Below are 13,620 nucleotides of genomic sequence, written 5' to 3'. Positions count from 1 at the left end.
GACCGGCCCCGCCGGCGTTCCGGCGGTCCTCTGCTTCGGGGGTGCCGATTCCCTCGGCCACCCACGGACAGGGGCCGAACGGCCCTCACCCGGCCGGGCCGAGTGGCCCGAGGAAGGGCGCCACAGAGTCCCCTGGCAGGGACTGTCGTCGCCCGGCCGCGGCGGGGATGCGGTGACAGGCTTCAGCCATCGCCCCGGCCCTGCCGGAAAGGCCGACGCCGGCGCAACCGAACCGACGGTGCGTGCAGCGAAGCCGTGCACCACCGCGTCGGGAAGCGGGCGACCGCACCCGTCCCCCGCACCCCGAGGTAATGAGCCATGCCCTTCCACGTGGACTCCGAGACCGGCCGGCTGAAGCAGGTCATCCTGCACCGGCCCGATCTGGAGCTCAAACGACTCACCCCGACGAACAAGGACGCACTGCTCTTCGACGACGTCCTGTGGGTCAAGCGGGCCAGGGAGGAACACGACGCGTTCGCGGACACCCTGCGCGACCGAGGCGTTCAGGTGCACCTCTTCGCGGACCTGCTGACCGAGACGCTGGCCCTGCCCGCGGCACGCACCCTGGTCCTGGACCGGGTCGTCGACGAGCGCGAGTTCGGGCCGCTGGCCGGCGACCGGGTGCACGCCGCCTTGGACGTCATGGACCCGGGCGAGCTGGCGGCCTGTCTGGTCGGCGGGATCACCAAGCGCGAACTGCTGGACCGTACCGGCGCGGTGCAGAGCGTACGGCTGCACGCCATGGCACCGGACGACTTCGTGCTGGCTCCGCTGCCCAACCACCTGTTCACCCGCGACACTTCGTGCTGGGTGTACGACGGCGTGAGCGTCAACCCGATGCGCAAGCGGGCGCGGCGCCGCGAGACCGTCCACTTCGAGGCGATCTACGGCCACCACCCGCTGTTCGAAAAGGGCGACCACCTGCGGTGGTCGGACGGACAGGCCGGCTTCCCCGCCACCATCGAGGGCGGCGACGTGCTGGTCATCGGCAACGGCGCCGTACTGATCGGCATGAGCGAGCGCACCACGCCCCAGGCCGTCGAGCAACTCGCGCTGCGGATGTTCGCCGCGGGGTCCGCACGCCGCGTGGTCGCCCTCGAACTGCCGAAGTCCCGCAGCTTCATGCACCTGGACACGGTCATGACCATGGTCAGCGGCGACACCTTCACCCGGTACGCGGGCCTCGGGCCGCTGCGGTCCTGCACCATCGAGCCCGGCCACGACGGCCGGGGGGTGAAGATCACCGCTCACCTCCCCGAGGAACTCGACGGAGCCATAGCCGCCGCGCTGGGCCTGGAGAAGATCAACGTCCTCACCCCCAGCCAGGACATCCGCTCCGCCGAACGCGAGCAGTGGGACGACGGCTGCAACGTGCTGGCCGTGGAACCCGGCGTGGTCGTCGCCTACGAGCGCAACGTCACCACCAACACGCATCTGCGCAGGAACGGCATCGAGGTCATCACCATCCGCGGCAGCGAACTCGGCCGGGGCCGCGGCGGTCCGCGCTGCATGACCTGTCCCGTGGAACGCGAAGCGGTCTGACCGCACCCGCCCGCAGACCACCCCCGACTTCCGGTACGACCGAAGGAGCCACCATGCCCGTCGACCTGCGCCACCGCCCCTTCCTGAAGGAACTCGACCTCACCCCGGCCGAGTTCCGCCACCTCCTGGAACTGTCCGAAGAGCTGAAGGCCGCCCGCTCTGCCGGCACCGGGAGCCGGCGGCTGCACGGCAGGAACATCGCCGTCATCTTCGAGAAGACCTCCACCCGCACCCGGTGCGCCTTCGAAGTGGCCGCGCACCAGGAGGGCGCCCACGTCACCTACCTCGAACCCGCGAGTTCCCAGCTCGGCCACAAGGAATCCATCAAGGACACCGCCCGGGTGCTGGGCCGCTACTACGACGGCATCGAGTACCGGGGCAGCGACCAGCGGCTGGTGGAGGAGCTGGCCCGGTACGCCGGGGTCCCGGTGTGGAACGGGCTGACCGACCAGTGGCACCCCACCCAGTCCCTCGCCGACGTGCTCACCATGTGGGAGCACACCGACAAGCCGCTGGAGCAGGTGTCGTTCGCCTACCTCGGCGACGCCCGCAACAACGTCGGCAACTCCCTGCTGATCACGGCCGCGATGCTCGGCATGGACGTCCGCATGGTCGCTCCCGCCGCGCTGGCCAACGCCCCCGAGGTGGTGGCCGCGGCACGCGCGGCGGCGGCGTCCACCGGAGCACGGATCACCCTCACCGAGGACGTGGCCGAGGGGGTCGCCGGTGTCGACTTCGTCTACACCGACGTGTGGCTGTCCATGGGCGAGCCTGCGGAGATGTGGGACGAGCGGATCGCACTGCTGCGGCCGTACCAGGTGACGATGGACGTGCTGAAGGCGACCGGCAATCCGCGGGTGAAGTTCATGCACTGCCTGCCGGCGTTCCACGACAGCGACACCACGGTCGGGGCCAGGATCGCGGCCCGGACCGGCATGACCGCCATGGAGGTCACGGACGAGGTCTTCGAGTCGGTCCACTCGATCGTGTTCGACCAGGCGGAGAACCGGCTGCACACGATCAAGGCCGTCCTCGTCGCCACGCTGACCGACTGAACCCTGCGACCCCGTCGACGGAGAACTCCCCCATGCGTGTCGTCACAGCCCTGGGCGGCAACGCCCTCCTGCAGCGCACCGAGCGGCCGGACGCCGCCATCCAACTGGCCAACGTACACAGAGCCGTTGATGCCCTGGCCCCGTTGGCTGACCAGCACGAGCTGGTCATCACCCACGGCAACGGCCCCCAGGTCGGCGTGCTCGCCCTCCAGAGCGCTGCGGACCGCTCGCTCAGCAGCCCGTACCCCTTCGACGTCCTGGGCGCGGAGACCCAGGGCATGATCGGTTACTGGCTGCTGCAAAGCCTGCAGAACGCCCTGCCCACCCGGCAGGTCTGCGCCCTGCTCAACCAGACCCTCGTCTCCGCCGCAGATCCCGCCTTCGCCGACCCCCAGAAGTTCGTCGGCCCCGTCTACGAGCGGGCCGAGGCGGAACGCCTCGCCGCCGCACGCGGCTGGACGGTCAGGCCGGACGGCGGACACTGGCGTCGGGTCGTCCCCTCACCCCGCCCCCAGCGCGTCGTCGAGACCCGCCTGATCCGCCTGCTGCTCGACTCCGGCGCGGTGGCCGTCTGCGCGGGCGGCGGCGGAGTCCCGGTGGTCCGCGACGAGCAGGGCCGGCTGGCCGGCGTCGAGGCCGTGGTGGACAAGGACCTCACCGCCGCCCTGCTGGCCGAAGCACTGGACGCCGACTTCCTGCTGCTGCTGACCGATGTCCCGTACGTCGAACTCGGCCACGGCACCCCGAAGGCCGAGCCCGTCCGACACACCACCCCCGCCCGGCTGCGCGCGCACCGGTTCCCGGCCGGATCGATGGGCCCGAAGGTCGAAGCGGTGTGCCGCTTCGTGGAGCTGACCGGCGGCACAGCCGCGATCGGTGCCCTCGAAGACGCCCAGGCCATCCTCGACGGCGCCGCCGGCACCGTCGTCAGCCCCAGTGGCCGTGCCCTCCGGGACGGCGCCCTCACACACCAGGAACTGAGATGAGCACCAGCACCACTCCCCCGGCCGACCGCGACGTCGACGGCCGTGACATCGGCGGCCCCGACGGCCCCGGCCCGAGCCCCCGCTCCGCTCCCGCAGACACGGGGGGCGGCAGACGGCGCCTGCCCTTCCCCTCCGCCTTCACGGTGCTGGTGGCCGTGACCGTCGCCGTGTGGGCCCTGACCTTCGTCATATCGGCGGGCCGCTACGACACCACACCGGACGGCGCTCCGATCCCCGGCACCTACCACGCGGTGGAGCGGACCACGGACTTCCTCGACCGGCTCAAGGACCTGTTCCTGTCACCCGTCAACGGCCTGTACGGGGTCACCGATGCAGCGACCGGGCTCACCACGCCGGGCGCGGCCGGGTCGTTCGCGGGCGCCGCCGGAGTCTTCCTGTTCATCCTGGCGGTGGGCGCCTTCATCACCGTGACCCTGCGCACGGGTACGCTCAACCTCGGCGTGGCCCGCCTCGCACACCGCCTGCACGGACACCGGACCCTCCTGCTCGTGACCCTCGTGGCGGTGTTCTCACTGGGCGGAACCACGTACGGGATGGCGGAGGAGACGCTCGGCTTCTACGGGCTGATGATCCCCCTGATGCTCGCCCTCGGCTACGACCGGATGGTGGCGGCCGCCGTGATCATGGTGGGTGCCGGGGTGGGGACGCTGGCCTCCACCGTCAACCCCTTCGCCACCGGCGTCGCCTCCGACAGCGCGGGCATCGGCACGGGTGACGGCATCCTGCTGCGGCTGGCCATGTGGGTGTCCCTGACGGCCGTGGCGGCCTGGTACGTGGTCCGGTACGCCAAGCGCGTCCTGGCCGACCCCGCGCGCTCGCTGACCCCGTCCACCGACGAGGACCGTGCCCTCGCGGAGCAGGACGAGGAGGTGGCCGCCCTCACGGGCCGGCACCGCACCGTCCTCGGCGTCTTCGCCGCGACGTTTCTCTTCATGATCTTCGCGGTCGTCCCGTGGGCGGACCTGGGTGTCACCTTCCTGCCGACGCTCGGCTGGTACTTCCCGGAACTGGCCGCCCTGTTCATCGTCGCCGCCGTCGCGGTGGGCCTGATCGGCGGCCTGGGCGAGCACGGCACGGCCGAGGCGATCACCCGTGGAGCCGGGGACTTCGTCGGCGCGGCCATGATCGTCATACTGGCCCGCGGAGTCACCGTGATCATGAACAACGCCGCCGTCACCGACACCATCCTGAACGGCCTGCACAGCGCTGTCTCGGGCACTTCCCACGGGGCCTTCGCGGTGCTGGTGTTCCTGGTCAACGTCCCCCTGGCGTTCCTCGTGCCGTCCTCGTCCGGGCACGCCGCCCTCGCCATGCCGATCCTCGCCCCGCTCGCCGACTTCGCCGGCGTCGGGCGGTCCCTGGTGGTCACGGCGTACCAGTCGGCATCGGGCTGGGTGAACCTGATCACCCCGACCTCGGCCGTGGTCATGGGCGGCCTGGCCCTGGCAAGGATCCGCTACGACCAGTACCTCCGCTTCGTCGCTCCCCTGATGGGCACCCTGCTCCTGGCGACCGGCGGATTCATGGTCCTGGGCGCGGCCCTCGGCTGAGCCCGGCCCCAGAAGGACGTTCGGCCCGCGCCCAGGGCCGCCCGGACCATCCTCCCTCCACCGCGCGGAGCGGGAGGGTAGGACACGCGCCGCCGACAGCGGTCGCTCCCTCACACACGTTCCTGGAGGAACACCATGTCACGTATGGTCATCGTGGGCCTGGACGGATCCCCCGCGTCGCTGGCCGCCGCCGAGTGGGCCGCCCACGAGGCCCGACTCCGCCGGCTCCCGCTCAAGCTGCTGCACGCGGTGGAGCACTGGGCCCCGCCCTACGGCTACGCGTCGTTCGCCGGGACCTCAGCCCCCGTCTCGACCTCAACCGAGTACTGGGGCGAGCGCATCCCGCGGGACGCCTTCCAACAGCTGGCAGAACGTCACCCCGGCCTGGAGATGACCACGGAGCAGGTGGACGGGCAGCCTCTGACGGTCCTGACCGAGGCCGCGCAGGAAGCCGAAGTGCTGGTCCTCGGCTCCCGCGGGCTGGGGGCGATGACGGGATTCCTCGTCGGGTCCGTCTCCCAGGCCGTACTCGCCCACGCCGGACGCCCGGTGGTCATCGTACGGACCGGCTCCGGGACGGACAGCGCCCACCTGCCGGCGCCCGACGGCAGCGGGCCGCAGGAAGGCGCCTACCGGCCGGTCGTGCTCGGGCTGGACCTCGCGCGCCCGTGTGACGAACTCCTCGGGTACGCCTTCGACGCAGCGGCCGCACGCGGGGCCACGCTGCGCGTGGTCCACGGATGGAGCATGCCGCCCGCCTACAGCTTCGACCCCGCGCTGATCGCCCCTGAGGTACGGGACGGCATCGAGGCAGATGCGGCCACCGCGCTCGGGGACGCGCTGCGACCCTGGCGGGGCAAGTACCCCGAGGTCCGGGTCGAGGAGGAGAGCTCGGTGGGCCGGGCGGCCGGCCACCTCGTCGAGGCCTCGGCGCATGCCTCGCTGATGGTCGTGGGCCGACGGGTCCGCCGCTCGGCGATCGGCACGCACCTCGGGCCCGTCGCCCACGCCGTGCTCCACCACTCCGCCGCTCCGGTCGCGGTCGTACCGCACGCCTGACGTGCCGACGGGCGGTCTTCGCCGTGGTCACGGTCGGCCCCTCCTCCTCGTACCCGCCTCGACGGCCTCCGGGCGGGTACGAGGAGGAGGGCCGTTCGGCCCTGTCCGACCGGCCCTTGGGCGGGGCACCATGCAGGAGTTCGCGCTCGTGCCGGACGGACCCAGCCAAGGAGTTCCGCAATGACCGCCATTGACGCCCCGTCACCAGCGACGGCACCCATCAGCGTCTTCCTCCTCGACGACCACGAAGTCGTACGCCGGGGCGTCCACGACCTGCTGGACGCCGAGCCCGACCTGACCGTGGTCGGTGAAGCGTCCACGGCCGAGCAGGCGTTGGTCCGGATCCCCGCGCTGCGCCCCCGGGTCGCGGTCCTCGACGTCCGGCTCCAGGACGGCGACGGGGTCGGCGTCTGCCGCGAACTGCGCTCGCGGATGCCGGAACTCGCCTGCCTGATGCTGACCTCGTTCGACGATGAGGAAGCGCTCCTGGACGCCGTCATGGCCGGCGCGTCCGGCTACGTGCTGAAGCAGATCACCGGCACCGATCTGGTCACCGCCGTGCGCACCGTCGCCGCAGGCCAGTCGATGCTCGACCCCGGGGCCACCACCCGTCTGATGGCCAGGATGCGCGGCGACGTCCCCGCGGAGGAGCAGGTCCCCGGTCTGCCCGGATTCACCGACCGGGAGAAGGAGATCCTGGTCATGGTCAGCGAAGGGCTCACCAACCGCGAGATCGGCAAACGGCTCTACCTCTCCGAGAAGACCGTCAAGAACATCATCTCCCGGATCTTCACCAAGCTCGGCGTCGAACGCCGCGTCCAGGCCGCGGTCATCGCCAGCCACACGCTGACTCCGCCGAGCCGGCATCCCGTACCGGCCGCCGAATAGGACACGGGCGGCCACCTGCCGCTCTCGGTGGTGACCGGCGCGGACATCGGCGGACCGGGGGTGGGGACGTGTTTCGAGGACTCACGGCCGCCGATGCCCAGGGCCGGGCAGGTCTCCTACCGGGCGGTGCGCTCGGTCTCGCGAGCCGGGCGGGACGCCTCCCGGCGCGTGTCCGTCTCCGCAGCACTCGTGGTGGCGCCGCCTCGCGGATCCCCGGCGTGCGGCGTCGCCTCCGGCGCCGGCGCGGCCATGACGATCCGGAGCCCCAGTCCGCGCCGCCGGGCCTCTTCCGCCGCCCGGGTCAGGGACGCGTACCAGTTCCTTGCCGGGTCGATGCGGACGAGGATGTCGCAGGGCCGGCCGGTGGTGGTCATGACGCCTCGTTCCTGTGGTAGCCGCTGTGCCGCGGGATGAGTTCGACGGGACAGTGCGCGTGGTGTACGAGGCCCTGGGTCACGTGCCCCAGGGTGCGACCGATGTGGTCGGGCGACCGGCGCCCGCCCATCACCAGCAGGTCCGCATGGCGGGACGCCTCCACGAGAACGCCGGCCACGGACACACCCTCGTCGGTGTCCGCCTGGACGCTCAACGACGGGTACTCGTCCCGGATCTGCCCGGCGAGGGCCGTCAGCGTCAGCTCGCTGTCGTCGCCGAGCATCCTCCTCGCCACGGAGCCGACGGACTGCAGCATGTGCCGTACGTGCAGCAGCCTCAGCGAGTCCTTGCGCAGCTCCGCCGCTCGCGCGGCGTGCCGGACGCATGCGAGGTCGCGCTCGTCGCGCACCGCGGCCAGCACGACACCGTGCCTGGCCTCGTTCCCGCTCCCCCGGACGACGATCACGGGCGTACGGGCCTCTGCGGCCACCCCGAGCCCGACGGAGCCCACCAACAGGGAGCCGAAGCCGCCCCGGCCCCGGTTGCCGACGACGAGCGTGCCGCCGGTGGACGCGGCCCGGCACAGGCTCATGACGGGCCCGCTGCGGCTGTACTCCGTCGTGACGGACAGCGCGGGATGCCGGTTCTGCGCGGCTTCGGCCGTACCTTCCAGCAGTTCACGGCCCGCGGCGCGGACCCGTTCCTTCTCGTCGTCCGAGAGGTACAGGCCCCGGCCGTCGACGTCGGATCCGTACACGACGTGCAGGGGCCGTCGGCGCCGTGCGGCCTCGTCCGAAGCCCAGAGCGCCGCCCTACGGGCCCGCTCGGACCCGTCGACGCCGACGATGACCGATCCGGATTCCGGACCGCTTCTGCTGCCTGCCATGGCTCCTCCTCGCCGAACAGCAGTGGGGGACAGCTCTACGCTGACACTGCGGCCCCTGCCGGGAGAGGGCCCGACCGGGCCTCGTCATGGCCGAAGGTCCCTGCTGCCGGCTCCTGCTGCGGCTCCGGCCGCCCGTTTCTGCGGCCTACTTGGCCCACGGTCTCGACGACGGTCTCGACCCGACCGGCCCCAAAAACGATCTTGAGGCCGTATCGAATACTTCCGATACGGCCTCCGACCTGCGTAAACGCTGGTCGGGACGACAGGATTTGAACCTGCGACCCCTTGACCCCCAGTCAAGTGCGCTACCAAGCTGCGCCACGTCCCGATGCTCGCTGACCTGGGGTTTCCCCCCGGTGTGGCGTGCAGGAAGAACATTACCGCACGTCGGGGGGTGCGCCAGCACCGGTTTGCCCGGCGGGGCAGGATGGGGGTGTGGAGCGGAGTGACGGGCGGGACCGGGACGGTGCGGGGCGGGCGCGGAGCGCGCGGCCGCGTGACGGGCTGGGCAGGCCGCTGCCGTACGGGGCGGAGGGGGTGCCGCGGGGGCCCGAGGGGGTGGTGCGCGCCCCGGAGGAGACAGTGCGGGAGGCACAGCGTCTGCTGGACGCCGGTATGCCGTTCCACGCCCACGAGGTGTTCGAGGACGCCTGGAAGTCCGGGCCGGCGGACGAGGCCGGCCTGTGGCGGGCGCTGGCGCAGCTGGCGGTGGGGCTGACCCATGCTGCCCGGGGCAACGCGGCCGGCGGGGCCCGGCTGCTGCTGCGGGGTGCCGCGGGGCTGGCGGAACTGCCCGGCGGCCGGTGGCCGTACGGGCTGGACCTGGACGGGCTCGTCGGGTGGGCGCGGGAGTTGGCGGGGCGGGTGGCCCCGGCCGCCGGTCGTGGGGACGCGGCGGCCGGGGTGGTGGATGCGGCGGCCGAGGCTCCGAGGTTGCGGGGCGGTGGGGTGCCGCCCGGGGGTCGGGGCCGCTAGCGGGTGGACTGGAGCAGGTCCCAGCGGTTGCCGTAGAGGTCCTCGAAGACGACGACGGAGCCGTACGGCTCGTGCCGCGGCTCCTCCAGGAAGCGGACGCCGGCGGCGGTCATCCGGGCGTGGTCGGTCGCGAAGTCGTCCGTGTGCAGGAAGAAGCCGACCCGGCCGCCGGTCTGGTCGCCGACGCGGGCGCGCTGCTCGTCGTTCTTGGCGCGGGCCAGCAGGAGCGCGGCCTCGGTGGCGCCGCGCGGGCGGACCACCACCCAGCGGGAGCCGTCGGGGCGCGGGGTGTCCTCGACCAGCTCGAAGTTCAGCGCGCGGGTGTAGAAGTCGATGGCCTCGTCGTAGTCGAGGACGACGAGGGCCGTCAGGGCGATATGTGCGGACATGAGGTCAGTCTGTCGCAAGCAGGACGACTTCCAGGGTCCGGGGGCCGTGTACGCCCTCCACTCGGTCCAGTTCGATGTCACTCGTGGCGGAGGGTCCGGAGATCCAGGTGAGCGGCCGGGTGGGGTCGAGGCGCTCCAGGGCCAGCGGGACGGAGTCGACGACCTGGCCGGGTACGCGGACCACGCAGACGTGGTGGTCGGGGACGAGGGTACTGCGGCGGCGGCCCTGGCCGGGGCCGCCGTCGAGGACGAGCGTGCCGGTCTCGGCGACGGCCAGGGCGCAGCCGGTGACGACGCTGTCGATCCGGTCGAGGTCGCGCAGGGTCAGCGCGGGGCGTTCGTGGACGCGGGTCGCCTCGGCGGCGGCCAGCCAGTGGGCCGGGAGGCCGGGCGGTACGAGGACCCGTTCCGTGCCGTGGGCGGCGAGCAGTCGCGCCAGCAGGAGTGCCAGGCCGTCCTCGTCGGTGCGGTGGACGAGGGCGCGGTAGTCGGCGAGGTTCCGGGCGAGCAGGTCCGCCGTCCCGGCCGGGGTGCGGGTGCCGTGGACGCGCAGGTAGTCCCGGGGGACGTCCGCCGCGTACGCGGGGCCGGGCGGGCCGGTCTCGCCCTGGGCCCGGCGGATGCGCGCGAGGATGCGTTCCCGGGTGCTCATGCGTCCCCTCTTCCGTGGTCGTGCCGGCGCCACCAGTCGCGGAAGGGCTCGGGTGGGAGTTCGGGGAGCTCGCGGCTGTCGGTCCAGGCTCGGCCGGCGCCCGGCAGGCGGTGGGGATGGAACCGGCGGGTGCGGGCGAGAAGGCGTTCGCCGGCGCGGAGGGCGGCGGGGTGGTCGAGGGTCCAGCGGGCGGCGCGCATGGCGGCGCGTTCGGCGGCGTGGCCGCGGGCGGGGCGGATGCGTACCCGTACACCGTCACGTGTGACATTGCCGCCCTGGACCACGCGCTCGCGCAGGTGCACCAGGACCTCGGGGATGTCGATGGCGACCGGGCAGACCTCGTAGCAGGCCCCGCACAGGGTGGAGGCGTAGGGCAGCGAGGCGTCGATCTCGCTCCCGGTGCCGCGGAGTTGGGGGGTGAGGATCGCGCCGATGGGGCCGGGGTAGACGGATCCGTACGCGTGGCCGCCGGCGCGCTCGTACACGGGGCAGACGTTGAGGCAGGCCGAGCAGCGGATGCAGCGCAGTGCCTGGCGGCCCACCGGGTCGGCGAGGGTGTCGGTGCGGCCGTTGTCGAGCAGGACCAGGTGGAAGGCTCGGGGGCCGTCGCCGTCCGTGGTGCCGGTCCACATGGTGGTGTACGGGTTCATCCGCTCGGCGGTGGAGGAGCGGGGCAGGGTCTGGAGGAAGATCTCCAGGTCGCGGAAGGTGGGGACCACCTTCTCGATGCCGACCACCGAGATGAGGGTCTCGGGGAGGGTGAGGCACATCCGGCCGTTGCCCTCGGACTCGAAGACCACGAGGGTGCCGGTCTCGGCGACCATGAAGTTGGCGCCGGAGACGCCCACCTTGGCCCGGAGGAACTTCTCGCGCAGGTGCAGCCGGGCGGCCTCGGCGAGTTCGGCGGGGGCGTCGCCGAGGTCCTCGGGGGCGGGGCGGCCCCAACGGCCCATCTCCGCGCGGAAGACGTCCCGGATCTCGGCGCGGTTGCGGTGGATGGCGGGGACCAGGATGTGGGAGGGCCGGTCGTGGCCGAGCTGCACGATGAGTTCGGCGAGGTCGGTCTCGTAGGCGGCGATGCCGGCGGCCTCCAGGGCCTCGTTGAGCCCGGTCTCCTGGGTGGCCATGGACTTGACCTTCACGACCTCGCGCTCGCCGGTGGCCAGGACGAGGCCGGTGACGATGCGGTTGGCCTCGTCGGCGTCTGCGGCCCAGTGGACCGTGCCGCCGGCCGCGGTCACCGCCTCCTCCAGCTGGAGGAGGTAGTGGTCGAGGTGGCGGAGGGTGTGGTCCTTGACGGCCTTGCCGGCGGCGCGCAGCCGCTGCCAGTCGGCGAGTTCGGCGACGGCCCGGGCCCGTTTGTCGCGGATGGTGTGGGTGGCGTGCCGGAGGTTGGCGCGCAGGGTGGTGTCCCGGACGGCCTCGCGGGCGGCGTCGGGGAAGGCCGGCATGCCGAGGTAGGTGGCGCCGCTCATCGGTGGTCCTCCCGGGTGCTCGCCAGGATCTCGGCCAGGTGCAGGGTGCGCAGCGGGGCGCCCCGGCGGCGCAGCGTGCCGCCGAGGTGGGCGAGGCAGGAGTTGTCCGCGCCGCAGAGGACGTCGGCGCCGGTGGAGAGGGCCGCGCGCACCTTGTCGTCGGCCATGGCGCCGGAGACGTCGGGGTTCTTGACGGCGAACGTGCCGCCGAAGCCGCAGCATTCCGCGGCGCCGGGCAGCTCCCGCAGGTCCAGTCCCTCCACCGCGGCGAGCAGGCGCCGGGGCCGGTCGCCCAGGCCGAGGCTCCGGAGGCCGTGGCAGGACGGGTGATAGGTGACGGTGTGCGGGTAGTACGCGCCGACGTCGACCGTGCCGAGCACGTCGACCAGGAACTCGGTCAGCTCGTACGTGCGGGGCGCCAGGTCCGCGGCCAGTTCCGCCAGTTCGGTGCCGCGGCCCTCCTCGGCGGCCCGGCGGCCGATGCGGGGGTAGTGCTCGCGGAGCATGGCGGCGCAGGATCCGGAGGGGGTGACGACGTGGTCGTAGCCGGCGAAGGCGTGCGCGGTGCGGCGGAGCAGGGGTTCCGTCTCGTGCCGGTAGCCGGTGTTGTACTGCGGCTGTCCGCAGCAGCTCTGCGCGGCCGGGAAGTCGACGCCGATGCCGAGACGCTCCAGGAGCCGGACGACGGCGGTGCCGGTGCCGGGGTGGAGCGCGTCGTTGACGCAGGTGACGAAGAGGGCGACGCGCATGGGCCGGAGCATAGCGAGCGGGCGGGCGGCGGGACGGGGTGTCCGCGGGCCGGATGCGGGGGTGTCCGCGGGCGGATGCCGCGCGGGGGCCGGCGGGGACCCGGCGGGGTCCCGGATGTCCGGCGGGCGTCGCCCCGGGTGTCCGGGGCCGGGGGTGCATGGGGCAGACTCGGCCGGGTGAAGAAGTTCTCTGTGATTGGCATCGGGGCGGGCGACCCCGACCACCTGACCCTCCAGGCGGTCAAGGCGATCGGGGCTGCGGACGCGTTCCTCATCCTGGAGAAGGGTGAGGAGAAGGCGGACCTCACGGACCTGCGGCGGGAGATGCTCGCCGCCCACGCCCGGCCGGGGCACCGGCTGGTCGAGGGGCGGGACCCGGACCGGGACCGCACGCCGGCCGAGTACGCGCCGACCGTGGACGGCTGGCGCAGCGCGCGGGCCGGGATCTTCGAGCGGTTCATCGCGGAGGACCTCGCCGACGGCGAGACGGGCGCGTTCCTGGTGTGGGGCGACCCGTCGCTGTACGACTCCACGCTGGCGATCCTCGACGAGGTGCGCGGGCACGGCCGGGTGGAGTTCGAGCACGAGGTGGTCCCCGGCATCAGCAGCGTGTCCGCGCTGCTGGCCCGGCACCGGACCAACCTGAACCGGGTGGGCCGGCCGGTGCAGATCACCACCGGGCGGCGGCTGGCGGAGGGCTGGCCGGAGGACGTGGACGACGTGGTGGTGATGCTGGACGCCCGGCACGCGTTCACGAAGTACCTCGACCAGGACCTGTTCATCTACTGGGGGGCGTACGTCGGGACGCCGGACGAGATCCTGGTGTCCGGGCCGCTCGCCGAGGTGTCCGGGCGGATCGAGGAGCTGCGGACCGAGGCGCGCGCCCGCAAGGGCTGGATCATGGACACGTACCTGCTGCGCCGCCCGTGACGCCTCAATCCGGCATGTGACACTGCACGGTGACATTGCACGGGGCCCCCGGTCGCGCCGCCGCGCGGGGGCCCTGTGCCGTTCCTCC

14 protein-coding genes and 1 tRNA gene are annotated in these 13,620 nt (G+C 72.8%); 8 read left to right on the top strand and 7 right to left on the bottom strand.

All coding sequences use genetic code 11. The annotated features are described in order from the left end of the window. Positions 1 to 318: 318 nt before the first annotated feature. The 6 genes from ACIF6F_RS05460 to ACIF6F_RS05435 all read left to right on the top strand — a co-directional run bounded on the left by ACIF6F_RS05460 (position 319) and on the right by ACIF6F_RS05435 (position 7,101). Positions 319 to 1,542: an arginine deiminase gene (locus ACIF6F_RS05460; RefSeq protein ID WP_399941541.1), complete on the top strand. Its 1,224-nt coding sequence runs from the start codon at positions 319 to 321 to the stop codon at positions 1,540 to 1,542. A gap of 53 nt (positions 1,543 to 1,595) precedes the next feature. Further along, entirely contained in the window at positions 1,596 to 2,597 is a 1,002-nt protein-coding gene (argF, locus tag ACIF6F_RS05455; protein WP_399941538.1) for an ornithine carbamoyltransferase, read from the top strand. Between the two features lie 32 nt (positions 2,598 to 2,629). Further along, positions 2,630 to 3,583 (top strand): carbamate kinase, encoded by a 954-nt coding sequence (locus ACIF6F_RS05450; protein ID WP_399941535.1) that lies wholly within the window; start codon positions 2,630 to 2,632, stop codon positions 3,581 to 3,583. Beyond that, the gene (locus ACIF6F_RS05445; protein WP_399941532.1) at positions 3,580 to 5,154 is read left to right on the top strand and encodes a YfcC family protein; all 1,575 of its coding nucleotides are present in this window, start codon (positions 3,580 to 3,582) and stop codon (positions 5,152 to 5,154) included. Before ACIF6F_RS05450 ends, ACIF6F_RS05445 begins: the two co-directional genes overlap by 4 nt. A 135-nt stretch (positions 5,155 to 5,289) precedes the next feature. Then, entirely contained in the window at positions 5,290 to 6,213 is a 924-nt protein-coding gene (locus ACIF6F_RS05440) for a universal stress protein (protein WP_399941529.1), read from the top strand. 180 nt (positions 6,214 to 6,393) lie between these two features. Continuing rightward, positions 6,394 to 7,101, top strand: a complete 708-nt coding sequence (locus ACIF6F_RS05435) for a response regulator (protein ID WP_399941526.1) — start codon at positions 6,394 to 6,396, stop codon at positions 7,099 to 7,101. Between the two features lie 116 nt (positions 7,102 to 7,217). On the opposite strand, the gene ACIF6F_RS05430 is transcribed toward ACIF6F_RS05435, so the two are convergent. From ACIF6F_RS05430 to ACIF6F_RS05420, 3 genes are all read right to left on the bottom strand, one after another. Further along, complete coding sequence (locus ACIF6F_RS05430; protein ID WP_399941524.1) at positions 7,218 to 7,475, bottom strand: hypothetical protein; 258 nt, start codon at positions 7,473 to 7,475, stop codon at positions 7,218 to 7,220. Next, complete coding sequence (locus ACIF6F_RS05425; protein WP_399941521.1) at positions 7,472 to 8,362, bottom strand: universal stress protein; 891 nt, start codon at positions 8,360 to 8,362, stop codon at positions 7,472 to 7,474. Before ACIF6F_RS05425 ends, ACIF6F_RS05430 begins: the two co-directional genes overlap by 4 nt. Before the next feature lie 251 nt (positions 8,363 to 8,613). Beyond that, positions 8,614 to 8,690, bottom strand: a tRNA-Pro gene (locus ACIF6F_RS05420). Positions 8,691 to 8,797: 107 nt separating this feature from the next. Here ACIF6F_RS05420 and ACIF6F_RS05415 point away from each other — a divergent pair. After that, positions 8,798 to 9,337, top strand: a complete 540-nt coding sequence (locus ACIF6F_RS05415) for a DUF309 domain-containing protein (RefSeq protein ID WP_399941518.1) — start codon at positions 8,798 to 8,800, stop codon at positions 9,335 to 9,337. On the opposite strand, the gene ACIF6F_RS05410 is transcribed toward ACIF6F_RS05415, so the two are convergent. The 4 genes from ACIF6F_RS05410 to ACIF6F_RS05395 are packed head-to-tail and all read right to left on the bottom strand — an operon-like array spanning position 9,334 to position 12,602. Next, entirely contained in the window at positions 9,334 to 9,726 is a 393-nt protein-coding gene (locus ACIF6F_RS05410; RefSeq protein ID WP_399941515.1) for a VOC family protein, read from the bottom strand. The genes ACIF6F_RS05415 and ACIF6F_RS05410 overlap by 4 nt on opposite strands. A 4-nt stretch (positions 9,727 to 9,730) precedes the next feature. Then, positions 9,731 to 10,378, bottom strand: a complete 648-nt coding sequence (locus tag ACIF6F_RS05405) for a lactate utilization protein C (RefSeq protein ID WP_399941513.1) — start codon at positions 10,376 to 10,378, stop codon at positions 9,731 to 9,733. Continuing rightward, a complete protein-coding gene (locus ACIF6F_RS05400) occupies positions 10,375 to 11,853 on the bottom strand; it encodes a lactate utilization protein B (protein WP_399941511.1) in 1,479 nt (492 codons plus the stop codon). The genes ACIF6F_RS05405 and ACIF6F_RS05400 overlap by 4 nt, the downstream gene beginning before the upstream one ends. After that, a complete protein-coding gene (locus tag ACIF6F_RS05395) occupies positions 11,850 to 12,602 on the bottom strand; it encodes a (Fe-S)-binding protein (protein ID WP_399941509.1) in 753 nt (250 codons plus the stop codon). The genes ACIF6F_RS05400 and ACIF6F_RS05395 overlap by 4 nt, the downstream gene beginning before the upstream one ends. Before the next feature lie 177 nt (positions 12,603 to 12,779). Here ACIF6F_RS05395 and cobF point away from each other — a divergent pair, with 177 nt between their 5' ends. After that, positions 12,780 to 13,532, top strand: coding sequence for a precorrin-6A synthase (deacetylating) (cobF, locus tag ACIF6F_RS05390; protein ID WP_399941506.1), 753 nt, complete (start codon positions 12,780 to 12,782; stop codon positions 13,530 to 13,532). The last annotated feature ends 88 nt before the right edge of the window (positions 13,533 to 13,620 follow it).

The sequence above is a fragment of the Streptomyces sp. NPDC086023 genome, from assembly GCF_044540325.1.
Taxonomy (GTDB): Bacteria; Actinomycetota; Actinomycetes; order Streptomycetales; family Streptomycetaceae; genus Streptomyces.
Note: the sequence above shows the minus strand (reverse complement) of the source record. Positions and strands in the feature narration are given on the sequence as shown.